Below are 23684 nucleotides of genomic sequence, written 5' to 3'. Positions count from 1 at the left end.
GTTACTCCTACAGAACTTTAAACGGCAATAAGCCGATGGATCTGGATTTTCTGATTTCACGAGCGAGTGCTCTTTGGTGTTTGCCACAAGTTCCAGTGATTCTTCTTGGAATGATTTTACCACGGTTCGTAACAAATCTTTCTAAGATGTCTACTCGTTTGTAATCAAGTCCTGCAAGTAGGGCTTTGTCAGCACAGAACTTACATACTTTCTTTTTATATTTTGCGTTTTTACGACCGAATTTGCCTTCTCCGTCTTTACCACGGAAACCGCCTTTTTCGTCGTCTTCCATCCCGTCCATACTCTCGCGGGAATCTGTTCTTGTATCATCAATATTTGCTGTTTCGCTCATTGTCATAACCTATCAAAAAGGAATGTCGTCATCACCGGCTGGATAATCATCATAACCATTACTTACGCCGGAATCATAAGAATTGGAATTATCAGTTCGGTCTCCCGATCCACCACCCTGTCCTTGTCCACCTAACAATTGTGCGGATTCGACATAAACGCGGATTTTGGAGGCTTTTTTGCCTTCAGGAGTTTCCCAGGACTGTTGTTGAAGTCTGCCTTCAATCGCTACTTGTTTCCCTTTGCCAGCATATTGTTTTAATATGTCAGCGAGTCGGCCCCATGCAACACAGTCAAAATAATGAGTTTCCTCTTTTTTTTCACCGTTAGTCACATAAACTCTGTTATTCGCAATTGAAAAATTGACAACAGAACTTCCGTTCACCGATTTAAATTCCGGATCACGGGTCATTCGACCGATTAAAAGTACTTTGTTGAGATCGTTAGCCATTGGCCCTGATTACTAGGGTTTTTAAGATGTTCCCATTGAGTTTAAACTCATGTTCGATCTTTGATACTTCTGTAGGGGATCCGGAACACTTGATGAGTGTGAAGTGGCCTTGTTCGTCTTGTCCAACGGGATGCCAGAGTCTTTTAGAACCCCAATCCTCTTCGCCTTGGATCGTGAAGTTGTATTTGGAGAGTAAGTCTTTTACTGCAGACTTCGTCTCTTCTACATTACCTTCACGAAGAATATTCGTGATTTCGTAGTTTCTCATATTTCTCCTATGGGTATACCTACATAGAAACACTTGTAGGTAGAAGAATTTGTTAGTTTCCACTAGGGTTTTGCCAATGGGGGTCGGGGTCAATGGAATTTCTTCTTGGAGTTCCCAAACCCTTCCATTTCCATGTAATTTCTAACATTTTTATGGGTGAAAAATCAAATTTTCCAGAAGTTTGGGGCCTTGGTCTTGGCCTATTTTTAGCACTTTATGCTGGTTTTCTAAACCACATCACCCCGAAAGAACCGGCTCTCGACAACCACTCTGGATTTGAATCCACCCTCCTCGGTCTTGAGATGGCAGAAACCCCTAAACAAGTCCAAGACCTGATTGGAATCCCGGACACCATCGATTTTTTCAACCTATCCTCAGAGTACCGAAAGGTTCACTATTTTGACTTTGGATTTATCTTTTGTTATCTGGCTTTTCTTACATATACCGGCCATTATGCGGGAAGAAAGGTGAGACCCATATTTTTAAAGATCTTTATGGGAATGGTTTTACTCCTTGTGATTGCGGGTTTCGCTGATTTAGTCGAAAACATTTTAATCCTAAATATTCTCGACGCAAAAACAGCTGAAGAGATGACCCCTTCTCTAGAATACTTAAAACCCACATCACAACTCAAATGGTTTTGTTTGTTTGGTTATGTTGCCATCGTATCCGTATACTTTTGGTTATACGAAAAAGGTTGGATTTTAAGAACCGCATCGATTCTCTTTTTTACAGGTTTTTTCTTGCAGTTGTTTTCGATTTACAAAACAAATTTACTCGAACTGAGTTTTCCTTTTTTTGCAGTGGGCCTTACTTGCAGTTGGTTTCATTACGGTTTTAGTTTGGCCTTTAGTTCCTTATCAAAAAAAACATAACCCCTTCCCCCAGAAATCACAAGATCCGTTCCTAGTTGTTTACAAAGGATTGCATATTCTTTTAAAAAAATCTCTGCCTCTTTTGGGTCTAAGGGAAAAAAATAATGATCACCCGGTAGAGACTGGTGTTTTCCAAAAACAGGAACCACTTCCACAAACAAAAGTTTGTCGGCATCAAAATGTAGAACCACAGAGATATTGTGTTTTAAGTATTGATTTTTAGAACCAAAAAGAAAATTTCCAAGGGAATAAATCACAACTCCTTTGGGAAATACTTCGATCCCTTGAGGGACATGGGGATGGTGACCGATGATCACCTTATAACCAGCATTCACCAAATATTTGGCAGCATTTCTTTCTGTATCCATTGGGAAGGGATTGTATTCCACACCCCAGTGCACGGAGAGAAGATTGACTTGGTTTGGTTTTGTTTTTTTAATCAGCCTTTCCGCCGTTCCCACTCGGAAGTAAGCTGCCCCAGGGGATTTGGTTCCCGAAAACAACCGAGTTTCTCCTGTATCAGAAAAAGAAAAAATCCTGTATTCGGTATTTTGTTTGGATACGGTAATGGGAACCAAGGCTTCATCGGTATTTTTACCAGCTCCCGTATGCGGAATTCCAAATTCATCTAGAAGCTCGAGTGTATCACTCAAACCATTTTCGCCAAAATCCATGGTATGATTATTTCCGAGAAAAACTCCATCAATCCCAAACATCCGAAGCACCAAAAGATCTCTCCTTTCGCCGAAAAAAACATAGGACTTCCTTTGGTCGGCGGCTGGTGTTTTATGAAGGATGGGTGTTTCTAAATTGAGAAACCGAAAATCAAAATTCTTTAGATAACTAAAAAAACTACGAAAGGGAAAGTATGGATCCTCTGTTTTCATCGAATCCCGAACACCCCAATTGAACATCACATCCCCACCAAACCATAATTTGGTGGATTTGGGGTATTGGATGGTTTCTCCCGTTTCCGTGCGGAAATGATAAAGATCCTTTATGGGTAATTCGAGTTTTGGTTCTTCTGACTCTGGAATGTCCGCAGAAAATAGAACGAGCGGCAATAACAAAATCAGAAATAAAAAGAAACGAAACTTAGGCATCTAAAAACGAAAAGTATTGGCTGGTGGTTCCGTCATTTGGGATTTTTTTAACTTAATTTGAATGAGGACATTTTCTTTTTCCGTATCCAAACTAATGACCTTGGTTAAAATTTCTTTTGGTGGATGGATTTGTTCTGGTTTGGTTTTGACAAGAGCAATGGCCTTTAACCCTCGTTTGATGCTCGAAAGTTCCAACCGGTCTAAATTGCCTTCCTTAAAAAAATACTCATATTCCCCATCTGGTTTTGTTAGGGCAATCCTTGAATCTGCGGTATTAAATTTGGCCTTAGGATTTTGGATTTCATTCACGTAAGTTCCTGTGAGGTATTCGTAAATCACAGGAAAAGGAATCGCAAATTTTTTCTTTGTATTTGGATCTTGGATGAGGATGTCCCCCATCGGTAAGGTTTGGATTTCGTTCGTACTTGTTGGTTTGATTTGGATTTGGTTCGGATTTGCAATGACTTCGGTAAAAACCATCCCAAAGAAAGTATCCATAAGCTGAATTTTGATTTGTTTGGATTCTTTAGAAAAGTACAACTTCCCATCTAATGAAACATTATCTTTTTTAGGGACAAAGGTTTGGATTTGCATGGAAAACTCGGACTTAAAACTCTGAAAATCAGTTTGTTTTCCTAAAATTTCTCCCAGAAGAGATTTGGACTCTCCTTCTTTTGCAGATATGTATTTTCCTTTATCCCGACCAATGAAACTAGGATCTTCTACTTCTGCTGCAGTACAAGAGAGAAAAAAGGATACAGTGAAGAGGAGGATTAAGGTTTCTTTCATTCAGAAATTTCCTTTTGCAATTTTTTGATTTTTGCCAAGAGATCTTTGTTCGGTTCCGCTTTTAGTTTAGACTCCGAAAGTTTAAAAAACTGGAGTGCATTCACTGGATCTTTTTTAGCCAAATACACATCGCCTAAATGTTCATAGATGACTGGATCTTCGAACCCTCTCTCTAATGCCAGTGAAGCTGCAAAATTCAAATGGAGGAGAGCACGATTAAAATCTTTTTTTCTGTATAACACCCATCCCAAACTATCTTGGAAAGCAGGATTGTCCGGTTCGAGAGATATTGCCTGGTTTAGAAGTTTGGTTGCTTCTTCGGGATTGATATCTTTTTCAGCATATAAATAACCCAAATAATTCATTGCATTGGAAGCATTTGGATTCAATGACAGTGTTGTTTTTAAATCTGATTCTGTATCACTAAATTGTTTTAGTTTATCAAAAGCGGTAGCGCGGTAAAAATAATAATTAAAATTGTTCGGATCAATTTTTATGGCTGCGGTAAAATCATCCACACTTTCCTTATATTTGGAAAGTTGAAAGTAAGCAAGGCCTCTCAAATAATAATGTGTGGGATTTGGATTTTCTTTGATGGTTTCTGATAAAACAGAAACGGCATGAGATTCTTTTTTTAAATTCCCTTGGAGATACAAATAGGCCAAACGAAATCGCAATCGAAACTTTTTTTCTGTTTCATTTGTCAGTCGTAAGGATTCCTTGGTGGACATCACTGCATGGTTCCAGAGACCTAACATCTCTTGGCAGGAAGATATCTTTTCATAATACAAAGATTTGTCTTCATCCGCGTTTTCTTTAGAATTTATTTTGGAAAGGCCAGACCTTAGAATTTTTTCTGCGGTTAGATACTGGCGGTATTCATAAGCATATTGGGCTGTGTCCGCATTTAAAATTTCATAATCGGATAGTTTTTCTTTTTCGGCCAGTTCCAACAGTGCAACCCGAGGAGAAAGTCTTCCTGGATTTTCTTGGATATAAGATCTTAGTTTGGTTTCCAGTCCGGTTTTTGAACCTGATATCAGTTTATCTAATAAAAAAACGATTCCCTCTTTCGGAATTTTTTTCTCTTTTCTCAATGTAGCAAAATAGATAGGTGCTGAGTCACGAGAATCCATAAAATAAATTTCAGCAAGCATATGCGAAGCATCAATGTCTCTTGGATTTTTTTCGCGAATTTGTTCTAGATACATTCGGCAATGTTTGAAATCACCTAACACAAAATAGATTTGTGCCAATCGAAACAGAACCTCGATATCGTTTTTGTAACCGGCAATGTATTCCCCGTAACGTTTGATGGCGATTTTTGGATGGTCTAATTTATAATTGAGTTCGCCGAGTGCTTTGGCGGTCAGAAATTTGTATTTGGAATGAGTGTCTCTTCTTTCGATCACAAAAGAAAGAGCTGTGTAATACAATATGGACTGGTTCCAAAGTTTCCTTTCAAAATTTAGATTACCAAGTAGGTATAAAAAGTCAGGATCGTTTGGGAATTTATAAAGTGAGTTTTCTAGAACCTCTGATGCTTTCGCCAGTTCACCTTGACGGATACGAATCCTAGTTTGCAAAAGGATTTGGTCTTTGGAAACTTCTGGTGATTGGCTGATGGCTTTTTCTGACCATTCCCAAGCCTTCTCTAAACTTCCAAGTTCTAGATAATTTAAGGACAAGGTTTCTGCACTAAGAGCACTCGGTTCTTTCCCGGCCTCTAACAAACAGAGATGGTAAGATTCCAGAAAGGAAACGGAACGTTCAAAGGAAAGTTTGGAATCTTCCGGTTTACGACGTTGGGCAGCCTGAAACCCATCCACTTGCTCCCGAAGGCCCCGGGAAAGCAGGAACTCGGCAGGCACTCCCGGTTCTGATTTCGAACATTCTTTGGTTCTTGTCCCAGGCTCAGTAGCAAACAGAGAAAGTGAAAGAAAACAAAAGAAAACAAAGACGAAGGGGCGGTTTAAAGTTTTAATTGCTTGAAACATCAGTAGATTCCGGCAAAGATCGGGAACAGGGACAATCCTTGAACCAAATCTTCCGAGAAAATTTAAAATACATCCTGGCTGTTCTCATCGTGTGGGCAATCACTTTCCCATGGATTCTGAGAAACAAGGACAATCTCCTAGCCAAATTCACCCTCGCCTACAATTCGTTTTTTGGTTATCCCAATCCCCGGATTGCGCACCAACTCATCGCCAAAGGGGACGCTGTCCTCGAAGGTCGAAAGGAAGGAGGGACAGACATCCTCCAAACCATAAGCCAATTTTTCAGTTCCGAAGATGGAACCAAAGGCACCATTCTGCCGTTAGACTTAAGCCTGATGGAAAAGTCCTGTTTGTACTTTCGAAGTAAAGAACATGTGGAAGATCATTTTTTAGAACTCACTTGGAGGGAAAAAGCACGGGAATGGGGATCTCCCCTCTTCCAAAAAATGGCTCCCCAGGGAGAACTCACCCTTGGCCCCAACCCCAAAGCCTATTGGAATTCTCATATTGATGCCGTTCTTACCGCCCTTGACTACTACAAACGCGCGTTACGTTTTTCTGGGCCAGAACTGATTGCTCCCAAAAAAATTGAATCGGTGGCTTGGGCGAGTTGTAGACCCAGCGAAATCCTTCTTGGTTACAAAACCCATATGTTGGAAACAGAAAACTTTGTCTTAAAAAAACTCACCGACTTGGAAAAGGTTCCGAGTGGACTCAGTGCGGTTCAAAAACGAAGTGTAGTCCTTTCTTCCATCAAACGAAGTGATTTTGCCGAAGTATCTGCGAATGATTATTTGGAATCTCTCCTCAGACAAATCCTACTGACAGGAATGAAAAACTTTTCTCCAAGAGAGATGGATGATATTTATGAAAGGATCCTTTACTTTGTTGGATCTGATGAAAGAGAATATTTAAAATTCAAATTCAGAAGGGCTGAACTATTTTTTCAATTGGGTCAGGAAGAAGAAGTTTATTACAAACGGGCTGCTATAGAATTCAAAGAAGCATCCAACATACAACTCGCCTCAGAAATTGAAGATATCAATGTTCCCGCACTTCTTGTCCATGAGTTTGAATCCAAAATGAAAGAAGCAGAATCTTATCACAAACTCAAAGAAAATTCAAAGAGTTTGACCATTCTTGATGCACTAAAAACCAAATTACGGAACGTAGACGAACGCAGTGTAGGTGGTAAAAAAGACGACATTTTGAAGTCGTATCATAAATTAACAAGATCCGTCCTTCGCAAACTAGGCCGGTATGAAGAAGCTGATGAAATCCCCTTTAAAGAATGATATAAAATATTTTGATTACAATGCCACACACCCACCTTTTGCAGAAATTTTGGAATCCTGTCTGGCAACCTATCTTTCAGGGTTTTACAATCCATCGGGTATCACTCGTTATTCCTTAAACAACCAAGGAAAGATAGAACAAACAAGAAAGTATTTTGCTTCGATCACAGGTGGGCAGGAAAAACAATTTGTATTTTCTGCTACAGGCACGGAAGCAAACTACTTACTCATCCAAAGTTTAAGAATTTTATATCCCGATTTAGATTCAGTAATAGTTTCTCCTTTTGAACATTCTAGTCTTTATGCTGCGCTAGAATCTTTTGGATTTTCTCCAGATCTCATTCATACTGACAAATCAGGAATGATCAACTTAGACAACTTAAATGAAAAACTAAAAACAAACCCAAGACCCGTCATTTGTCTTTATGCTGGAAATGAAACAGGTGTGATCCAACCAGCAGAAGAAATCTCAAAACTCACAAAAGAATTTGGACAGTTGTTTTACAGTGACCTGATGCAAGGATTTGGAAAGATCAACGTACCTTTTGGTTTGTTTGATGGATACACTTTCTCTGGTCACAAAATTGGAGCAGGAATGGGATCAGCTGTCACTTATCTGCCGAAGGTTCATCCCAATTTCCGCATCTTTGGTGGGGGAAATCAGGAAAACGACCATAGGGCCGGAACAGAAAATACCTTTGCCATTGAATCCTTCCAAAAAGTTTCTGAATTCCAAAATCAAAACTTGGAAGAAAAAAACAAAAGACTCCTAACTTACAGATCAAAAATCGAAAACCAATTGGAAGACTTAGGTTGTATCATCATTGCAAAAAATTCAAAAAGACTTCCCAATACAACATTTCTGATTTTACCGATTGAGGAGGTTGACTTCTTTCTTTTGGGAATGGAAGAAAAAAAGATTCTAGTTTCTACAGGAAGTTCTTGTAAATCAAGAGCGAGAGAGGCTTCGAAATCTCTTCTTTATATGGGTTATACAAAGGAAGAAGCATTACGTTCCATCCGAATCTCTACTGGATATTTTACAACCGAAGATGATGTAAACACACTGCTTATCGCAACTCGGGAACTCATCCAGAAGTTTAAATAAACAATCTCTATGAAATTAAGAATTATCGCTAAATATTCAAGAGATGAATTCACTGATGGTGAATGCATTTGGGAAGAAAAACAGGAAGATATGGGAACGGTGGAACGAACCACTAAGTTTTCTGGCAAAATCTTAAATGAATTCCAAAAAGATTGGTCACAATTCGTAGAACGTGTATTAGCACACAATCCCTCAAAAGAAGAGTTCCTAGAAAAACTTGGAAAAAAAGCGGATAGTTTAGAACAAATTGTATTTGGGAAAACACTCCCCTTTTGGAGAAATCCAAAAAATATAGGATCCATCCAACTTCTCATCGATCCAGAATTTTCCCCCCTCCCTTGGGAAATTTTACGCACACAAAAAGGTTTTTTATTCCAAGATGAAAATTACCGACGAGGGATTCGCATCGATACAATCCAAAAAGAAAATACAAACAAAACAAATTCAGTTTTACTTGTTTGTAACCCTGTAAAATCAAATCTCGTTGCCACCGTGAATGAAGAATGTTCCCAATTGTTTCCCATTTTGGAAAAAAAACTAAATCTACGGATTCTAAAAGATAACAACCTAACAAGAGTCCGATTCATCGAAGAAATGGGTTCCGTAAAGTATTTACATTATGCAGGCCATACGGAAAAAAAAGGAATTCCATTGGGTGCAAATGATTTTCTTTATACCAAAGAAATTGCAGGACATTCATTTTCCAATTTAGATCTCGTATTTTTTAATAGTTGTCACTCGTCTTTTGACTCCACCGAACAAACAGGACTAACCACTAGTTTTTTAAATGCAGGGGCAAAAGAAGTGATTGGTTTTTTATTTCCCGTAGAAACTAATTTAGCCAAGTCGATTGGAATCAAATTTTGGGATTCATTTTTAAAATCAAAGAACTCTCACAACTCACTTGCAAAAATTAGAAAAAGTTTATACAACGGATCAGCCCAAGAAATCATAACAGCGATTAGTTTAGTCCATTTTTCAACAGAGGAACAAAAACCCAAAATCAGAAAATCCTTAGCCATAACAATTGTTTTGTTTGTTTTATTTTTTTGTATTGTCTTATTAAGAGAGAAGAAAGAACCTATCAAGGTAGACAATTTTGAGGTTTCCGAACCAAAATCGTTTCCAACTAAAAAACGAATAGTGGAATCAGGTTTACCAAAAGACCCTCTCCTGGAAAGGATCTCTCAATTAAAAAATTCCGAATTTCGCAAAATGGCTCTGCAGTTTTTAAAAACCAAACACGAATTCTTAGATGATACTCAGAAAAAAGATCTATTAGAGTCCATTCTGTCCGAAAAAAGTTCCGAAGAAAAAATGTATTATGAATTCAAAACAAGGAGTGGCTTTTGAAATCACTGGGAAAAATTGTTCTCCTACTCTCCTGTATTTCTCTTCCACTTTTTGCGCAGTGGTTTCCTCAATCAAAGTCCTTCGATGACGTTTGGAATTCTTACGATACACACCAGAATCTAATCAGCCAGGCCTATGGAATCCAAACTCGAGACATGATCCGAATGGAAACTCCGGAAGAAGAACAAGATTTTTTATACTACCAAAAAAATTGCAATCATTCAGAAATCAAAGATCTAACCGAAATTTTGCGTTATATTTCATTTTATGATGCGATCCTCACTGCTAAACAGTGTATGGAATCAAACAAAGAAGAATTGGTTCAGATAGAAAAACAAACTAAGAAAAAAATCTTTGACCTCATTGTTTTACCCAAACTGGAAATCTTAGAATCAGAAATCTCCAATGAAGAACTCATTCCTCTCGTCACAGATTTGCGAAAAGAATGGGAAAAAACCATTTATATCTTTTCGAATTTGTATAAGTCTAATGAAGTTTTATTTTTAGGAAAAGAAAGAGAGTATACACTGGCAATCAATCGAGTTTTGTATTCAGAGATGCCTGAAACAAGAAGGAAAACCTTAGTTTTGAGACTCCTTCAAGATATGAAAAGTCATAACAAAAGCACCTATCAATTGTTTTATTATTCCAAACAAAACCCATGGTCTTCTGCAAACTTAACCGAAGAAAATTTTGAATCAAAAAAGTTTTTTCTGAGTTTGCTTGAAGAATGGAAAATTGATCCAGATTTTGATTTGGAAAAACTTACCTCTTTAAAAGAATTCCAATCTTGTTTAGAAGAAATTCCAAATACAAATCAGAAAATCAGGATTTTAGGTTTTTTTGGTTTTTTTAGCGATTATGGACGATTCACAACCAAAGACCAAACCAACTTCTCCAAAACCAACCAAACACGCGTCAGGTTCATTAGACAAACATTATTCCGCTCCCACCATTTTCACCGAAGACTAGAAAATGTACTGACATCCTGCAAAAATTCCATCCAATCGATAAAAGAACTATGAGTGATGAGATTCGTAATTTAATCGATAATTGCCTTCTAGGAAAAGGGGCGGCCTGGCAAGAACTCATCAGAAGGTTCCATCGGCTCATCATCGGTACTTGCGCCCACTACGTTCCGAGGGAAGAAATTACGGACACATCCCAACAAGTGTATCTCAAACTTACGGAAAATGACTACCATCTGCTCCGAAAGTTTAAAGGAGATAGTTTACCTGCATTTATTGTTTATTTAAGTGAAATTTCTAAAAATATAAGTATGTCTCAGACAAGATCCATTCGTCGGTATGAATATCGCGAGGGAATTTCTTTGGATTTGAGTATTGATATTTTAGATGAAAGGTTAACCCAAGAAGATGTTTATTTCGCATGGGAAGAAAAAAAGGAGTTCTACGACCTAATCGAAAATTTGGATGATACACATAAAGAAATCCTCATCCTACGCCTCAAAGGATACAAATTCAAGGAAATCTCAGAAATCCTCGATGTTCCCCTAGGAACAGTCCTTGCTCGAGCCAATCGAGCGAAAGAAAAGATAAAAAAAATCCTTACAAAGGAAATAAAGCCTTAGCGGGGGGAAATAAATACTATGGAACCAAAAGATCCGAATGAATTTATGAACCGACTCAAACTCAAAGAAGCCCTATACCTCATGTCTCAAGGGGAAGATGCGGACTCACCTACGGTGGATCGGATCTTAAAAACCGTTCTCCCTTCGGGCACAAATACCATCCAGGTTTACTTACAATTCATCAAAGACGGATTAAAACTCCTCACAACCGACCTGTTGGAGTCCAGTTTTGTCTCTCCAGAACTGATACTCCGAGGTGCTGGAACTTCCGGTGGAGCCTTTCGAGTGCATCGCCAGGTAGGAGGCCGGGATTTGGATTTTGTTTTCCAACCCAATGCGGAAAAAAACCAAGTTTTTCTTTCTGTTGAGGCATCCAACTGTGACCGGCTTTCGGCAAAACTGTTCCTAGACGGGGCTCCGGTGGAAACCCTGCAAAAACTAGGAACACAATCCATGTTCGACTCACCCATCACCCTGGATTCCAGTCCAGAACTAGCCATTTTTGAGTCCGGTAAAGAGATCGGCCGGTATCATTTTATGTTACAATCGTAATTTTTTAGAGCTGGATGCAATAAACCTGAGGTTTCAGGGCATTGATTGGATGAGAAACGTTCCTACTTTTAGGAACATACTTTCTTTTCCAAACTAGTTCACACTTGTAAGTCCCGACGAAAGTCGGGATTTTTTTTACGCGTTCACTCGGAAGTAAATCACATCCCCATCTTGGACAATGTATTCCTTCCCTTCCACACGGAGTTTTCCCTCGTCTTTCACTTTGGCCCCGTCTCCTGTTCTGTCGATGTCTTCGTATCGCATCACTTCAGCTCGGATATAACCCTTTTCAAAATCAGAATGGATGACACTCGCTGCCACAGGTCCCGTACTTCCCTGGTGTGTTGTCCAAGCACGAACCTCTTCCACACCGGCAGTAAAAAAAGTAAGAAGGCCGAGAAGTTTATAAGAAGCTCGGATCATTCGAGAAAGGCCTGATTCTTTTTCACCGATTTCTTCTAAAAAAGCAAGTTGGTCTTCTTTTTCCAATCCAGAGATTTCCTCTTCAAAACGACCACATAACACAACTACAGGTGCTCCTTCTTTCGAAGCAAAATCAATGATGGTTTTGACAAGTGGATTTTCACTTGTTTTTACATCAGAATCCAAAATATTAGCAACGTATAATACTGGTTTTATGGTGATTAAATTGAATTTTTTTGCAATTTTTACTTCTTCGTCACCAAGTTCCACAGTTGAAGCTCGGTTTCCCTTTTTTAGGGCATCCAAAATTTTATCCATCACAGATAAAATTTCCCCTGCTTCTTTGTTTCCGGTTTTTGCAGTTTTGGCAACACGTTGTTGTTGTTTTTCCAAACTATCCAAATCTGCTAAAATTAATTCATAATTGATGACTGTGATATCTTCGATGGGATCAACTTTCCCATGAACGTGTGTTATATTTTCATCTTGAAAGGCACGAACCACATGGCAAATCGCATCCACTTCGCGGATATGAGATAAAAACTGATTTCCAAGTCCTTCCCCTTGGCTTGCCCCTTTGACTAGACCCGCAATATCCACAAACTCAATCATAGTGGGAACCGTACGTTTTGGTTTGTACACTTCTGCCAATCGGTTCAGTCTTTCGTCCGGTACTTCCACAACTCCCGTATTGGGTTCTATTGTACAAAACGGATAGTTGGCAGCCTGAGCTCCTGCCTTAGTGAGTGCATTAAAAATAGTCGACTTACCGACGTTCGGGAGACCTACAATTCCACAATTCAAAGCCATAGGGATAGGTTTTTACCGAGAGACGGTAAGACAAGGAAAATTGCTTTCTTAGTTTTGAAATCCGTTCTCGAGATAGACGGAAGTAAGGTAAAATACCGATATTAAGATGACGACTAAATATCCAACCGAGTAAATTCTACCAATTCGTTTCCAAGGATAACGATCAAACAAATACAATTCCTTTATGATGAGTTCTGGTGTTGGTGAAGCGGGCAAAATATCTTCTTTTCCCGCTTTTCTCCAAACAAACTGACGTTCCTCTTCACCCAGTTGGAAAAAAGGAGCGGCTGATTTTAAAGTAAACACATCCAAAAGTAAAGTCGGGATTTCAAAGTATTTAAAAGTGATGATCCCCGAAAAACTGGTAAGGATGGCTAGGTAATTGATCACCACGATGAGTGGGCTTGCCGTATAACTGGAACTAAATAACAAATACAAATAAATGATAAGAAATCCAATGGAAACATATTTTGCAATTCGAGAAAGGATTTTGTATAATCTTTGTTCTTGGAGGAAATGGTGGAAAACTTCGTGTTTCATTCGGTTCTATCTCTGGACAGAGAGTTGGTTTCCGACTCGGGCCAAAAATTCCTCTGGAATCTCCGTCTCCACCCACTGTTTTTCCCCTTGAAAGTCGGTAAAGCACAATCGAAAGGAATGTAGATACATTCGTTTTTCTTTCTTAGTTTCACTAGTTAATGAATACACGGGATCACCGAGAACAGGAAAACCCAATTCACGAAGCATAACACGAATTTGGTGTCTACGCCCTGTTAAAATTTTTGCCATTCCAAAAGAAATGTTCTCTTTCGTATGAGTGGAAAGAATTCGAAATTCGGTGATGGCTTTTTTTCCTCCACTCCTCACGATCTTCACTTCCTTATTCCCATCTTTTATAAAACATTCAAATCGTTTCTCTTTCCATTCTGGAATTCCATGGCATAAAAAAATATATTCCTTCTCCGAATTTTTCAGTAAGGCATCGATTTCTTTATTTTTATCAATGGTTTTTCCAAGGAGCACAATCCCACTCGTACCTAAATCCAAACGGTTGGCAGTTCTGAGTTCAGGAAAACCTAGTTTTGTTGCCAGTAACCTCGTGAAATCCAAACGATTAGGATCCTTGGTTTCGTGTACGGGGATTCCTGCTGGTTTTTCTGCCAAAAGAAACTCATCACATTCAAAAAGAATGTTGGTTGTGAGGTTCGCAGTGATTTGAATTTTTTTAGATGGTAACTTCAATCCAAAGACCAGAAAGACTACGGATATTGATCACTCCAGATGCAAACAAAAGATACTGTCCTTTGATTCCCACAAGGGTATCTGTGATCGGAGTGTCTTTGGTAAGTTTGAGTGATTTGATTTTATCAGGATAAGTTTCTATTGGATACATAATTTCTGTAACACCGCCGCTGAGATCCAACCTGTTCCAATTGAGTTTGGATTTACTTTCAAGTGGAGAAAAAAATTCGTTTTTTTCTAAGTGGTTTAAAAACTTGTTTGCTTCTCGCACCAAATCCATGTCAGGTGGCTCTCCTGCGACCATTTTTTGCCAAGTGGTTTTGTCCGGCAAAAACTGACTTAAAAAATGTTCTAAAATTCCTGCGTCCCTTCGAGATTCCACTTCTAAAATGGGAATCCCAAATTTTGCTCCTTGGTCCACCCAACGGTTCGATACAGGATTTTCTTTTGTGATCCCTACTTTTAACCCACTGGAGTTTGCAAAGTAAACTGTATGTTTTTTAAAACAATTGGTTTTTCCCCATTCTGGTTCCCGACAAGTACCTTTGTGGAAATGACAGGTTTCGGGCCTTAGAATACAAAGATCATTTTCTGCTAAGGTAGTAAAACAAGTGAAACAATAACCTTGGCTAAACGACTTTTTTGTTTTTTTCCCACAATGCAAACAACGAATTTCATCATTTGTTGTGAGAGTTATTTTTTTTCCAATCCAAGACTCAACAGGTTTTTCCGAAGTGGATTCTGTCGCGATTAAGTTTTTTTTGTTCGCCTCATTGTAGTTCGTAGTTTCCCAAAAATAAGAAACAGGCGAAATCCCTTTGTGAGACATTTTTCTAACATAACCTTGGATCTGTGGCATAAAATTTTAGAAAGAATATTCCCGAACTTCTTCAGGAAAGAAGTCTCGAGTGACATTTACAAATAGTAATCCTGTGAGACTCGGTTCAGAACGAGAAACATCCCACTTAAAGATAACAAGTGTCTTACGAAAGATATAATGTGAAATTTGGCCTTTCGGTTGGTAAAAGATTTTCAGTTGGTCTTCTCCTTCTCCAAGTAAAACAACTTTCCCATTGAGATTCGGAGATTTTTGTTTGATCTGTTTGATCGTCACCTTCCCTCCAGGATATACATCTTCTGGATCAGATCCTTCAGTGGCTTCCCCTTCGTTCACAGCAGAACTCGGAGCCACTTCGAGAGTGGTTCCTTCATAGTCCAAATAGTTACATGGAAAATCACCAGGCATACTTGGAAAATTTTCCGAACATGGAGTGTAGTTGGATTCTTTTTCTTCACCTTCAACATAAGAAACAAGGAGTGTCGAACGAATCGTAGCATAAGCCACTGATTTTAGCACTTTTGCAGTTTTACTTTTAGGAATTGTTTTTAATTCCTTCTCGGAAGCAAAAGTATTGAAAGTGAAAAGAAAAATAACAAATAAAATTAACGATCGTTTCATTTTCACCTCAATAGATCAAATAAGGAGCAATTTTACTCCGTTCATTTTCTTCTTCTGCCAAATAAGTTTTGTGAAAGTCTACAAAAGATTTTCCTTCGTTGATAGAAGTGCGGAAATGTTCATTCCCCCAAAGTTGATCAACCCAATGGTTGGCAGAACCTTTGCTCCACTTAAAATCATTGGGATAGGTTTCTTTCATGAGCCGAATCAAATCATAAGCCAATTGGATGGGATCATAATCGGGACGAACCAGATTCATCCTTAACCCAGAACAAATTTTTCCTTTATGTGGACCAAAGGTTGGTTTGAAATATACAGGAGAAAAATAATAGGATTTGTTTCCGAGAGCACCTAGTTTTGATGCAAGTTCCTCAGGGTTTGTCATCCAAGGTGCCCCAAAGTAAACAAAAGGTGCTTGGGTTCCTCGTCCCACTGAAACATTCACTCCTTCCAAAAGAACTAAAGAAAGATAATTTCTAGCAGAATCCACCATTGGTAAGTTTGGTGAAGGGGTAGTCCAAGGAATTCCTGTATCTTCGAAATACATTCCTCGACGATATCCTTCCACAGGAACAACCATCACATCCACACTGTCTTTTAAATATTCTTTATTATAAAACCTTGTTGCTTCACCAACGGTCATCCCTGTGATGAGAAGTGATGGAAACTCACCTGCAAAGTTCAAATTTTTTGGATTCATTTTTTCACCCATTGGTGGGAGATGCATCGCCACATGGATATGATCGAGTACGATGAGTTTTGTTTTTGTATTTTTCATCGCATCCATGAGCCGCTTTAATACACTAAGGTATGTATAACAACGCATACCTACATCTTGAACATCAAAAACAACATAATCCACTTCCCGAACTAGATCTCGTAATTCAGAATCCTTGATACGATAGATATGATACAGTGGACGATTGAAGGTAGAGTCCATAGTAACAGGAGTTTGACTAAACTCCTCTTCTAATCCAAGAAATCCATGTTCAAGCCCAATCAAATGTTCGAGTGTTATTTTGTGTTTTTCTAAAGAAGAGATGATTTTTTTTGGATTGGTTCCAATTCCCGAAGGGTTTGTCGCAAGCATCAATTTTTTTCCGGTCATGGTGGGGAGGACTTTTTCATAAAAAATGTCCTGAGAAATCCGCAACTTGGAATCAAGCGGGTGGACGCGGAATTGGGGAACTGTGTTCCCCTGGCAAGCGAGTACAAGAAAGCAGAGAGAAAACCTAAAAAAGTAATTGGTCATGTAAGTATATGTTTCTATAATATAGCAAATCTTCAAGGAGAAATGTCCTTCATGTTCAACCGACTTCGTTTGGCTCCCTTAACCGGAGTTCTCATCCTAACCATTTTGGCATGTGCCGGATCCAATTCAGCCCAGAAACAACCTACGCTGCCAGACAATGTGGTAACAGCTATGGGAGAGGCACCTATCTACCAAGGAGACTTAGCTCTCGCTAGGAACAAAGCCTTGAAAGACGCCAAACTCAATGCCATCCGCAAACTCGTCGGGGAACAGATCACTGAAAAATCGGGAGTTTCCGATGGCCAATCCCTAGGATCCAAACTCTATGGAAAAACAGATAGTTTTGTAAAAAAATACGACATCATTAGCGAAGAACAATGGAAATTGGACACCCAAGACATGATCCGTTTGAATGTTCGCTGTGAAGTGGAAGCAACCAAACTTTCCACAGCAGTGGATGCCCTCCTCGATGATGTAGGAAATCCAAGAATTGCCGTCCTTGTCCAAACCGTTGTGAATGGAAAGTCCTATCCGATTGGATCGGCAACAAACATTGCAGAAGCAGAACTCATTGAAAAACTCCGAGCCAAAGGAAACAAGGTTGTGGATAGTTCCCAACTCACAGCTCTACTCAAAAAAAATCCAAGCCTTGCAAAACTTGATCTTACTTCTGTAGAAGAAGGAAGTCCCTTACTCACACTCGCACAAGATTCTGGGGCCGAAGTTTTGATCATTGCCAAGGTGACAACAACGGACCAAAAACCTGTAGTTTTGCCTGGTGGGAAAAAAACAGATTTCCTTAGCTCTGCAGCCACTGGTCCTTACCGCATCATCCAACTTTGGGGTGATGGAAAAATTTTTGGATCGGGAAGTTTGGAAGGACGTGGTGCTGACATCACCCAAGAAGTTTCCAGAGAACAAGCAGTCAAAGATTGGGCAAACCTGGTTTCCGGAAAAGTGGGAAAACAAATCAAAGACGAGTGGTTCAAACTCACAGAACAAAATACTGTGATCTTAAAATTCAAAGGCCTAGGCCTGGAAGATGCCATCAATTTCAAAAACGATTTGATGGAATACACTTCGGTCAAACAAATCAACGATCGCAAAACAGAAATGAATGGATCTGAATGGGAACTGACATATCCTGGAAAAGAATCTATGTTTGCAGAAGAATTGATGTATAAAAAAGATTCAAGTTTTCGTTTCTTAAGTTCTAAAACTTTGAGTATCAATAGCTCCAAACGAGGGGTTGTCGAAGCCGAGTTTAGAGGTAAATAGAATCTAAATTACCTTTAGTGACCATTTCCCGCAGAGAGAAATAAACCAATCTCTGTAGGGTCAAATGGTTTGGAAAAATAACGAGCCACTTTTTTTTCAATGATCGCCGTTTGGATTTCTGGTGTTAAATCATAACCTGTCAAAATACAGTATGTAATATTGGGTCTAATTGTTTTGGCCTTAGTGATAAATTCCAATCCACTCATCTCTGGCATCCGCATATCACTGATCACAAATTGTACATCAGTATTTTCCATTAATTCTTCAATGGCTTCTTCACCTGACTTAGCAACGATCACATCAAAATCATTTTTGAAATAATCACGAAACAAATATAAATTCAATATTTCGTCATCAACATAGAGTAACTTACGTTTAGTGATCCCTTGGTTCATTTTTGGATGGGAAGTTTGATTCGAAAAATACTTCCTTTCCCCCATATTGATTCCATCTCAATGAGACCTTTATGATCTTCTATAATTTTATAAGCAATGGGAAGTCCAAGACCAACACCTTTTCCAGGATCTTTGGTGGTAAAAAAAGGATTTCGAATTTGGTTTTGGAATTCCTCTGGGATACCACCTCCCGTATCTGAAATTTCAATCACCACAAATTCATTCCTTAAAAAACTCTTTAAACCTAAAATTCCAGAGTCCGCATCCATAGCCTGGATGGCGTTGGTCAGTATGTTTAGGAATACTTGGTGGATTTTACCGGAGTTTCCCTTTACAATCAACGGGTGGGGATAATAATCTTTTACGACCAAAATTCGATCCCGAAGGGAATGAACAAGAACGGTTAAACAATTTTCCAAGATATCATGTAGATCAAAATGTTCATCAAAGGAATCACCACTACGAGTGAATTGATTGAGACCCTTTACAATCTTAGAAGTACGATCCACCCCTTCTTTGATGGCTTCTAAATAGAGTTCCGTTTTTTCAGACACCAAATTCGAACCTTCTAAAATTTCCCGAACCCCAAAATAACCGCCTAAGATGAAGTTTAATGGATTGTTGATTTCATGAGCAATCCCGGCAGACAAGAGACCAAGACTTGCCATTTTTTCCGATTCAATGAGTTGGTTTTGCCGTTCTTTTAGTTCCTCTAAAGTTTGTTTTAATTCACGAGTCCTTGCATCTACTAAAGATTCCAACTCATGATTGTATTTTTCCAACCGCAATTCGTAATCAGATCTTTCAAGTTCAGCAGCGATCCTTCCTGAAAAAATTTGGAACAAAGTCAGGATATCATCTTTGTTTTCGATTTCAGTTTCATAAAGACCAACAATGAGCCCCATCACCTCTTTTTTTGAATTGATGAGAGGTGTTCCAATGTAGCCCTCAATTTTCATTTCTACCAAAAGTTGATCATCGGGAAAATATTTTTGAACCTCATTTGGATAATAACAAACACTATCATCAATCACATCTGCACAAGGTGTGTCTTTCAGTGAGTAAGACATATTCTCAGCAATCGCTCCATTCGCCACGAGAGAAATGGTTTGAGATTCGTATTTTTCTTTATCAAAAATGGCGATGAAGGTGTAATCAGCCTTAATGGTAGAAGCTAACTTAAGAGTGAGTCTGTTTAAAAACTCATTTCCATAGGTATTGGAAACCGCCTCAATGATATCAGATAAAAGTTCACCTTGGATCATGAGATAGTTTTTAGAGGGATCACCATATCAACTAACTTACAGATCATCTTAAGGTGTTTCTACCTTTTCTGGTTTTTCAGTCACCAAAGGAAGGACAGTTGTTTTTACATCCAGAAGTGGGCCAAGTTCAAAGATAGATTCATATCCATATGCTTTGAGAGAATTGTATGTGGAAAGATTGAGCGAAGCTGCGGGGCTTTTGGCAGCAAAGGCTTCCTGGTTTCCTTCAAAGTTATTGTTACAGTAAATTAGAATTTTTGATTTTTTCTCCGGGATTAGGTCTGCTAACGATTCTTTTGTGAATTCGGTAAAAGGAAGGTTTTTGGCACCTTTGATATGTAAAAGTCGAAACCGATTTTCGCTACGAGCATCGAGAAGAACCACTCCTTCCTCAGACATCAATTTCAAAAACTGATCCTCTGTTAGGCGGTGCATTTCCCTTTCTCCTTCAGAACGATTTACGATCCTTTTAAATTCACTATAATCGATGAGTTTATTTTCTATTGGCACTGGTTTCGTTTTGACTTTCTTCTTCTTTTTAGAAGATTCCGAAACGAGGGGAATTGTGACGAGAACCAGCAGAATGAGTAAAAATTGTTTCATAAGAGAATCCTCCTTCTTTTTAGCACCTAAAGAGTATACTATTGAAGGCGAAGGAAACTCAAACCTTTTTTCGACTTGCCATGGGAATTGGAGAAATTGTGATACATGAATGAGCACTTTGAGAGCAATTATCAAAACAAATAAAGGCGAAATTCGCATCGATTTGTTTCCAGACAAAACACCCAATACCGTAGCTAACTTCGTAAACCTCGCACAAAGGAATTTTTACAATGGACTTAAGTTCCACCGAGTCATTGCAGATTTTATGATCCAAGGGGGTTGCCCACAAGGAACAGGAACTGGTGGTCCGGGATATAAATTTCGAGATGAATTTGATTCCAGTTTAAAACACAACAAACCAGGAATCCTTTCGATGGCCAATGCGGGTCCTGGAACCAACGGTAGTCAATTTTTTATTACCCACGTTCCCACTCCATGGCTCGATGGAAAACATTCTGTATTTGGTGCCGTTGTGGACGACTCAGACCAAAAAGTGGTCGATGCCATCAGTCAAGGGGACGTGATGGAATCTGTTACCATCGAGGGTGATGTATCTTCTGTTTTGGCAGTGGCAAAACCATTTTTGGATGATTGGAACCAAATTCTAGATTCTAAAAAATAAAGATTGTTTTTTCCTTTTGGATTCATAAGTCTAATCACTATGAAAACAAAAGGAAAACAAAAACAAGTCTCCCAAATCAAACAGGCTTCTCGGTTGATTTTTACTCTGAAGCCAACAAAAATCAAACAGTCAAAAAAACTCTATTCTCGAAAAAAGAAAGAAGACCATTCGGGAATAGAGTTTCTACTTTCTCTCTTTTTCTAAACAAGAATTTTACCTCTCCATCTCACTCCAAGAATCCCTTTCCAATTCCTCTTCCTGGCCCAAATCCACAAACATCAATCTCTCGAGTTCAGCATTTCTTTGTTTTGCAAGACTCATATACTGGACACGGTCTTTCCTCAGATCAAACAATTCGTGAAAGGTTTCATCATCATGTTTTAGAAATAAATTTCTAGCTTTCTCCGCAGTATATGACCTTGTCCCAAGTAACCTAAGTACATCTCTTCCCATAAGGACTGCCGTTTCTCTAGTTTCACGATAGATATACTTTACTCCGATTTCCTTTAATTCGTAAGCCTCTTCCCTATCCCCCGCCCTTGCCACAATTTTGATATTGGGATAATGGAGGGTTACGTTTCGGATGAGTTCCGCTTGTTTTTCTGGACTGTCTAGAGCAGCGACCACTACCTTTGCATGTTCAAGCCCCGCCGATTCCAATAACTCCAATCTTGTGGCATCCCCAAAATAAACCTTAAACCCAAACCGACCGAGCATCTCTACTCGGTCCGCATCAAAATCTAAAATGGTAATTCCAATTCCATTGGAACGAAGGAAACGACCGAGCATATTTCCAAACTTACCAAACCCACAAATGATAACGGGGTTTTCTTGTTTATGAATATCTTGTTCGGTTTGTTTTTTAGGAGTTTTGGACTCTAAAAATCCAAATATAGTTTTCTCATATAACAAAAGTAAAACGGGAGTGAGTGCCATACTCACAGCAACAGCTGCAACCAAAACAATGATGGTATCTCCTTCTAAAATCCCAAGGTTTTCTGAATATCCAAAAAGAACAAAAGAGAACTCACCTACTTGACAAAGTGCTAAGGAAAAATATAAATTTTGGTTTAAAGGAAGTCGAAAAATTAGACCTAAAATAAATAAAACAAATGCTTTGAGAAAGATGATTCCAAAAACAATTTCCAAAACTTTGGTTGGGTTTTCCATAACCACCGGAAGATCCATCGAAGCACCAACACTTAGGAAAAACAATCCAAGAAGTAACCCCTTAAAAGGTTCTATGTTACTTTCTAACTCATGACGAAATTCGCTACTTGCTAAAACCACACCACCGAGAAAGGTTCCGAGTGCTGCCGACACACCCACCGCTCCCATAAGAACAGAAATAGCAATCACAAGTAACAAACTAGCTCCCGTAAAAATTTCTCGATTTCCTGACTTGGCTAACAATCGAAAAAAAGGACTGAGTAAATATTTTCCCACAAGTATAATTCCAATCACAACAGATAAAACCACGAAGGTTTTTAAATACCCAGGTAAGTTTTCCACAAGAGAATGATGGTTGGCAGCAGGAACAATATCTACTTCACTTAACATAGGAAAGATGGCTAGTATCGGAATCACTGCCATATCTTGAAACAAAAGTACAGAAAAAGAAGCTTGGCCAGAAATGGATTTCATAAGTCCTTTTTCTTTTAAGGTCTGTAAAACAATGGCCGTAGAAGATAAAGATAAAATGAGTCCAAGAGCCAGGGAAGATTTCCAAGAAAAACCCAAAAGGAAAGAAAAAAAAGCAGCTACGATCGTTGTCAAAACCAACTGTAAACCACCAAGACCAAGTAACCAAAACTTGAGCCGAAGGAGTAAGTCTAACTCCAATTCCAAACCAATGGCAAATAACATCATCACAACGCCAAATTCGGCAAAATGTAACATATCTTTGCCCTCTGTGCCGACAAACCCAAAGACAAAAGGTCCAATGACTATCCCTGCTATTAAGTATCCTAATACAGAACCTAACCCCAATCGGTTGGCAATCGGAACCATAATGATGGCACTGGTAAGATAAATCAAAGCCTGAATGAAAAAACTAGATTCACCCATAAATACCACCTAACAAATTATTGATAAACTGGAGATAACGATTGGATTCTTTTTGTAAATCCAATTCATTCAATTGAAAGGTTCCTTGGACTAGGAAGGGATTCAAATAGTCCATTCCACACAACTCCGCTGTCCTCCGAAAGGGAAGGAGAAACTCATCTGTTGTGTAACCATGAAACCCAGTATTTGTGTAAGCCTCTTTCGATCCACCAGTGGTAATCACTTGGATCCATTTTTTACCGAGTAGATGGTTTCCATCTTTTCCATAAGCCCACCCATCTTCCAAAACCAAATCAATCCATAATTTCATCAGTGGAGGACAACTATACCAGTATAACGGATGTTGGAACAAAAGGATGTCATGGTCTAAAATCAAATTTTGTTCTGCCTTTACATTGATAGTAAAACCAGGATATTCTTCATACAAATCATGTAAGGTGATAGCATCCGAATTAGGAATAGAATCTAAGAGCATTTGATTGGCTTTTGATTTTTCCAAACTAGGATGGACTAGATAAATTAAAATTTTGGACAT

26 protein-coding genes are annotated in these 23684 nt (G+C 38.8%); 9 read left to right on the top strand and 17 right to left on the bottom strand.

Going from position 1 to position 23684, the window contains the following annotated elements; all coding sequences use genetic code 11:
- Positions 1 to 7: 7 nt before the first annotated feature.
- The 3 genes from rpsR to rpsF all read right to left on the bottom strand — a co-directional run bounded on the left by rpsR (position 8) and on the right by rpsF (position 1070).
- Positions 8 to 292: a 30S ribosomal protein S18 gene (gene rpsR, locus EHQ16_RS14545; RefSeq protein ID WP_012389070.1), complete on the bottom strand. Its 285-nt coding sequence runs from the start codon at positions 290 to 292 to the stop codon at positions 8 to 10.
- 72 nt (positions 293 to 364) lie between these two features.
- Entirely contained in the window at positions 365 to 802 is a 438-nt protein-coding gene (locus EHQ16_RS14540; RefSeq protein ID WP_135633197.1) for a single-stranded DNA-binding protein, read from the bottom strand.
- Positions 795 to 1070, bottom strand: a complete 276-nt coding sequence (gene rpsF, locus EHQ16_RS14535; protein WP_015679921.1) for a 30S ribosomal protein S6 — start codon at positions 1068 to 1070, stop codon at positions 795 to 797. Before rpsF ends, EHQ16_RS14540 begins: the two co-directional genes overlap by 8 nt.
- Before the next feature lie 92 nt (positions 1071 to 1162).
- Here rpsF and EHQ16_RS14530 point away from each other — a divergent pair, with 92 nt between their 5' ends.
- Complete coding sequence (locus tag EHQ16_RS14530; RefSeq protein ID WP_135633199.1) at positions 1163 to 1945, top strand: hypothetical protein; 783 nt, start codon at positions 1163 to 1165, stop codon at positions 1943 to 1945.
- Here EHQ16_RS14530 and EHQ16_RS14525 read toward each other — a convergent pair.
- The 3 genes from EHQ16_RS14525 to EHQ16_RS14515 are packed head-to-tail and all read right to left on the bottom strand — an operon-like array spanning position 1900 to position 5834.
- Positions 1900 to 3048 (bottom strand): CapA family protein, encoded by a 1149-nt coding sequence (locus EHQ16_RS14525; protein WP_135633201.1) that lies wholly within the window; start codon positions 3046 to 3048, stop codon positions 1900 to 1902. The genes EHQ16_RS14530 and EHQ16_RS14525 overlap by 46 nt on opposite strands.
- Positions 3049 to 3837 carry a hypothetical protein gene (locus EHQ16_RS14520; RefSeq protein WP_135633203.1) on the bottom strand — a complete coding sequence of 263 codons (789 nt, stop codon included), beginning with the start codon at positions 3835 to 3837 and terminating at the stop codon, positions 3049 to 3051.
- On the bottom strand, positions 3834 to 5834 hold the full coding sequence (locus EHQ16_RS14515) for a tetratricopeptide repeat protein (protein ID WP_135633205.1): 2001 nt from the start codon (positions 5832 to 5834) through the stop codon (positions 3834 to 3836). Before EHQ16_RS14515 ends, EHQ16_RS14520 begins: the two co-directional genes overlap by 4 nt.
- A gap of 38 nt (positions 5835 to 5872) precedes the next feature.
- Here EHQ16_RS14515 and EHQ16_RS14510 point away from each other — a divergent pair, with 38 nt between their 5' ends.
- From EHQ16_RS14510 to EHQ16_RS14485, 6 genes are all read left to right on the top strand, one after another.
- Positions 5873 to 7129, top strand: a complete 1257-nt coding sequence (locus EHQ16_RS14510; protein ID WP_135633207.1) for a hypothetical protein — start codon at positions 5873 to 5875, stop codon at positions 7127 to 7129.
- Complete coding sequence (locus EHQ16_RS14505) at positions 7107 to 8237, top strand: cysteine desulfurase family protein (RefSeq protein WP_135633209.1); 1131 nt, start codon at positions 7107 to 7109, stop codon at positions 8235 to 8237. Before EHQ16_RS14510 ends, EHQ16_RS14505 begins: the two co-directional genes overlap by 23 nt.
- A gap of 9 nt (positions 8238 to 8246) precedes the next feature.
- On the top strand, positions 8247 to 9590 hold the full coding sequence (locus EHQ16_RS14500) for a CHAT domain-containing protein (protein WP_135633213.1): 1344 nt from the start codon (positions 8247 to 8249) through the stop codon (positions 9588 to 9590).
- Positions 9591 to 9745: 155 nt separating this feature from the next.
- The gene (locus EHQ16_RS14495) at positions 9746 to 10615 is read left to right on the top strand and encodes a hypothetical protein (RefSeq protein WP_135633327.1); all 870 of its coding nucleotides are present in this window, start codon (positions 9746 to 9748) and stop codon (positions 10613 to 10615) included.
- On the top strand, positions 10612 to 11181 hold the full coding sequence (locus tag EHQ16_RS14490) for an RNA polymerase sigma factor (RefSeq protein WP_135633224.1): 570 nt from the start codon (positions 10612 to 10614) through the stop codon (positions 11179 to 11181). Before EHQ16_RS14495 ends, EHQ16_RS14490 begins: the two co-directional genes overlap by 4 nt.
- 18 nt (positions 11182 to 11199) lie before the next feature.
- Positions 11200 to 11733 (top strand): hypothetical protein, encoded by a 534-nt coding sequence (locus tag EHQ16_RS14485; protein ID WP_135633231.1) that lies wholly within the window; start codon positions 11200 to 11202, stop codon positions 11731 to 11733.
- Between the two features lie 135 nt (positions 11734 to 11868).
- Here the strand turns inward: EHQ16_RS14485 and ychF are convergent, their stop codons facing one another.
- From ychF to EHQ16_RS14455, 6 genes are read right to left on the bottom strand one after another with little or no spacing between them, the layout of a single operon-like run.
- Positions 11869 to 12966 (bottom strand): redox-regulated ATPase YchF, encoded by a 1098-nt coding sequence (gene ychF, locus EHQ16_RS14480; protein WP_135633238.1) that lies wholly within the window; start codon positions 12964 to 12966, stop codon positions 11869 to 11871.
- A gap of 48 nt (positions 12967 to 13014) precedes the next feature.
- Entirely contained in the window at positions 13015 to 13506 is a 492-nt protein-coding gene (locus EHQ16_RS14475) for a hypothetical protein (RefSeq protein ID WP_135633246.1), read from the bottom strand.
- 6 nt (positions 13507 to 13512) lie between these two features.
- On the bottom strand, positions 13513 to 14208 hold the full coding sequence (locus EHQ16_RS14470) for an RluA family pseudouridine synthase (protein WP_135633252.1): 696 nt from the start codon (positions 14206 to 14208) through the stop codon (positions 13513 to 13515).
- A complete protein-coding gene (locus tag EHQ16_RS14465) occupies positions 14192 to 15067 on the bottom strand; it encodes a DUF2797 domain-containing protein (RefSeq protein WP_135633259.1) in 876 nt (291 codons plus the stop codon). The genes EHQ16_RS14470 and EHQ16_RS14465 overlap by 17 nt, the downstream gene beginning before the upstream one ends.
- 6 nt (positions 15068 to 15073) lie before the next feature.
- A complete protein-coding gene (locus EHQ16_RS14460) occupies positions 15074 to 15667 on the bottom strand; it encodes an LIC_11883 family protein (RefSeq protein ID WP_135633261.1) in 594 nt (197 codons plus the stop codon).
- A gap of 7 nt (positions 15668 to 15674) precedes the next feature.
- Positions 15675 to 16919 carry an exo-beta-N-acetylmuramidase NamZ family protein gene (locus EHQ16_RS14455; RefSeq protein WP_135633264.1) on the bottom strand — a complete coding sequence of 415 codons (1245 nt, stop codon included), beginning with the start codon at positions 16917 to 16919 and terminating at the stop codon, positions 15675 to 15677.
- Between the two features lie 51 nt (positions 16920 to 16970).
- Here EHQ16_RS14455 and EHQ16_RS14450 point away from each other — a divergent pair, with 51 nt between their 5' ends.
- Complete coding sequence (locus EHQ16_RS14450) at positions 16971 to 18197, top strand: lipoprotein LipL46 (RefSeq protein WP_135603083.1); 1227 nt, start codon at positions 16971 to 16973, stop codon at positions 18195 to 18197.
- Positions 18198 to 18211: 14 nt separating this feature from the next.
- On the opposite strand, the gene EHQ16_RS14445 is transcribed toward EHQ16_RS14450, so the two are convergent.
- From EHQ16_RS14445 to EHQ16_RS14435, 3 genes are read right to left on the bottom strand one after another with little or no spacing between them, the layout of a single operon-like run.
- Entirely contained in the window at positions 18212 to 18592 is a 381-nt protein-coding gene (locus EHQ16_RS14445; RefSeq protein ID WP_135633328.1) for a response regulator, read from the bottom strand.
- Entirely contained in the window at positions 18589 to 19857 is a 1269-nt protein-coding gene (locus EHQ16_RS14440; RefSeq protein WP_135633266.1) for an ATP-binding protein, read from the bottom strand. The genes EHQ16_RS14445 and EHQ16_RS14440 overlap by 4 nt, the downstream gene beginning before the upstream one ends.
- Before the next feature lie 48 nt (positions 19858 to 19905).
- Positions 19906 to 20460 carry a rhodanese-like domain-containing protein gene (locus EHQ16_RS14435; protein ID WP_135633268.1) on the bottom strand — a complete coding sequence of 185 codons (555 nt, stop codon included), beginning with the start codon at positions 20458 to 20460 and terminating at the stop codon, positions 19906 to 19908.
- Between the two features lie 109 nt (positions 20461 to 20569).
- On the opposite strand from EHQ16_RS14435, the gene EHQ16_RS14430 reads away from it, so the two are divergent.
- Positions 20570 to 21082, top strand: coding sequence for a peptidylprolyl isomerase (locus EHQ16_RS14430; RefSeq protein WP_135633270.1), 513 nt, complete (start codon positions 20570 to 20572; stop codon positions 21080 to 21082).
- A 213-nt stretch (positions 21083 to 21295) separates the two neighbouring features.
- Here EHQ16_RS14430 and EHQ16_RS14425 read toward each other — a convergent pair whose 3' ends face one another.
- Positions 21296 to 23149, bottom strand: a complete 1854-nt coding sequence (locus EHQ16_RS14425; protein ID WP_135633272.1) for a monovalent cation:proton antiporter-2 (CPA2) family protein — start codon at positions 23147 to 23149, stop codon at positions 21296 to 21298.
- Positions 23142 to 23684 (bottom strand): NAD(P)H-dependent oxidoreductase, encoded by a 543-nt coding sequence (locus EHQ16_RS14420; RefSeq protein WP_135633274.1) that lies wholly within the window; start codon positions 23682 to 23684, stop codon positions 23142 to 23144. The genes EHQ16_RS14425 and EHQ16_RS14420 overlap by 8 nt, the downstream gene beginning before the upstream one ends.

The organism is Leptospira kanakyensis, from assembly GCF_004769235.1.
In the GTDB taxonomy this organism is placed as follows: domain Bacteria; phylum Spirochaetota; class Leptospiria; order Leptospirales; family Leptospiraceae; genus Leptospira_A; species Leptospira_A kanakyensis.
This window is presented reverse-complemented; position numbering and strand designations above follow the sequence as displayed.

Excerpts from the sequence above, each read along its gene's own strand:
- EHQ16_RS14485 (WP_135633231.1), top strand. The coding sequence starts at position 11,200 with ATGGAACCAAAAGATCCGAATGAATTTATGAACCGACTCAAACTCAAA.
- EHQ16_RS14520 (WP_135633203.1), bottom strand. The coding sequence starts at position 3,837 with ATGAAAGAAACCTTAATCCTCCTCTTCACTGTATCCTTTTTTCTCTCT.
- EHQ16_RS14525 (WP_135633201.1), bottom strand. The coding sequence starts at position 3,048 with ATGCCTAAGTTTCGTTTCTTTTTATTTCTGATTTTGTTATTGCCGCTC.
- EHQ16_RS14530 (WP_135633199.1), top strand. The coding sequence starts at position 1,163 with ATGGAATTTCTTCTTGGAGTTCCCAAACCCTTCCATTTCCATGTAATT.
- EHQ16_RS14460 (WP_135633261.1), bottom strand. The coding sequence starts at position 15,667 with ATGAAACGATCGTTAATTTTATTTGTTATTTTTCTTTTCACTTTCAAT.
- EHQ16_RS14540 (WP_135633197.1), bottom strand. The coding sequence starts at position 802 with ATGGCTAACGATCTCAACAAAGTACTTTTAATCGGTCGAATGACCCGT.
- rpsR (WP_012389070.1), bottom strand. The coding sequence starts at position 292 with ATGGAAGACGACGAAAAAGGCGGTTTCCGTGGTAAAGACGGAGAAGGC.
- EHQ16_RS14445 (WP_135633328.1), bottom strand. The coding sequence starts at position 18,592 with ATGAACCAAGGGATCACTAAACGTAAGTTACTCTATGTTGATGACGAA.
- EHQ16_RS14465 (WP_135633259.1), bottom strand. The coding sequence starts at position 15,067 with ATGCCACAGATCCAAGGTTATGTTAGAAAAATGTCTCACAAAGGGATT.
- EHQ16_RS14425 (WP_135633272.1), bottom strand. The coding sequence starts at position 23,149 with ATGGGTGAATCTAGTTTTTTCATTCAGGCTTTGATTTATCTTACCAGT.
- EHQ16_RS14515 (WP_135633205.1), bottom strand. The coding sequence starts at position 5,834 with ATGTTTCAAGCAATTAAAACTTTAAACCGCCCCTTCGTCTTTGTTTTC.
- EHQ16_RS14440 (WP_135633266.1), bottom strand. The coding sequence starts at position 19,857 with ATGATCCAAGGTGAACTTTTATCTGATATCATTGAGGCGGTTTCCAAT.
- EHQ16_RS14420 (WP_135633274.1), bottom strand. The coding sequence starts at position 23,684 with ATGTCCAAAATTTTAATTTATCTAGTCCATCCTAGTTTGGAAAAATCA.
- EHQ16_RS14455 (WP_135633264.1), bottom strand. The coding sequence starts at position 16,919 with ATGACCAATTACTTTTTTAGGTTTTCTCTCTGCTTTCTTGTACTCGCT.
- EHQ16_RS14495 (WP_135633327.1), top strand. The coding sequence starts at position 9,746 with ATGATCCGAATGGAAACTCCGGAAGAAGAACAAGATTTTTTATACTAC.
- EHQ16_RS14500 (WP_135633213.1), top strand. The coding sequence starts at position 8,247 with ATGAAATTAAGAATTATCGCTAAATATTCAAGAGATGAATTCACTGAT.
- rpsF (WP_015679921.1), bottom strand. The coding sequence starts at position 1,070 with ATGAGAAACTACGAAATCACGAATATTCTTCGTGAAGGTAATGTAGAA.
- EHQ16_RS14505 (WP_135633209.1), top strand. The coding sequence starts at position 7,107 with ATGAAATCCCCTTTAAAGAATGATATAAAATATTTTGATTACAATGCC.
- EHQ16_RS14435 (WP_135633268.1), bottom strand. The coding sequence starts at position 20,460 with ATGAAACAATTTTTACTCATTCTGCTGGTTCTCGTCACAATTCCCCTC.
- EHQ16_RS14490 (WP_135633224.1), top strand. The coding sequence starts at position 10,612 with ATGAGTGATGAGATTCGTAATTTAATCGATAATTGCCTTCTAGGAAAA.
- ychF (WP_135633238.1), bottom strand. The coding sequence starts at position 12,966 with ATGGCTTTGAATTGTGGAATTGTAGGTCTCCCGAACGTCGGTAAGTCG.
- EHQ16_RS14430 (WP_135633270.1), top strand. The coding sequence starts at position 20,570 with ATGAGCACTTTGAGAGCAATTATCAAAACAAATAAAGGCGAAATTCGC.
- EHQ16_RS14475 (WP_135633246.1), bottom strand. The coding sequence starts at position 13,506 with ATGAAACACGAAGTTTTCCACCATTTCCTCCAAGAACAAAGATTATAC.
- EHQ16_RS14450 (WP_135603083.1), top strand. The coding sequence starts at position 16,971 with ATGTTCAACCGACTTCGTTTGGCTCCCTTAACCGGAGTTCTCATCCTA.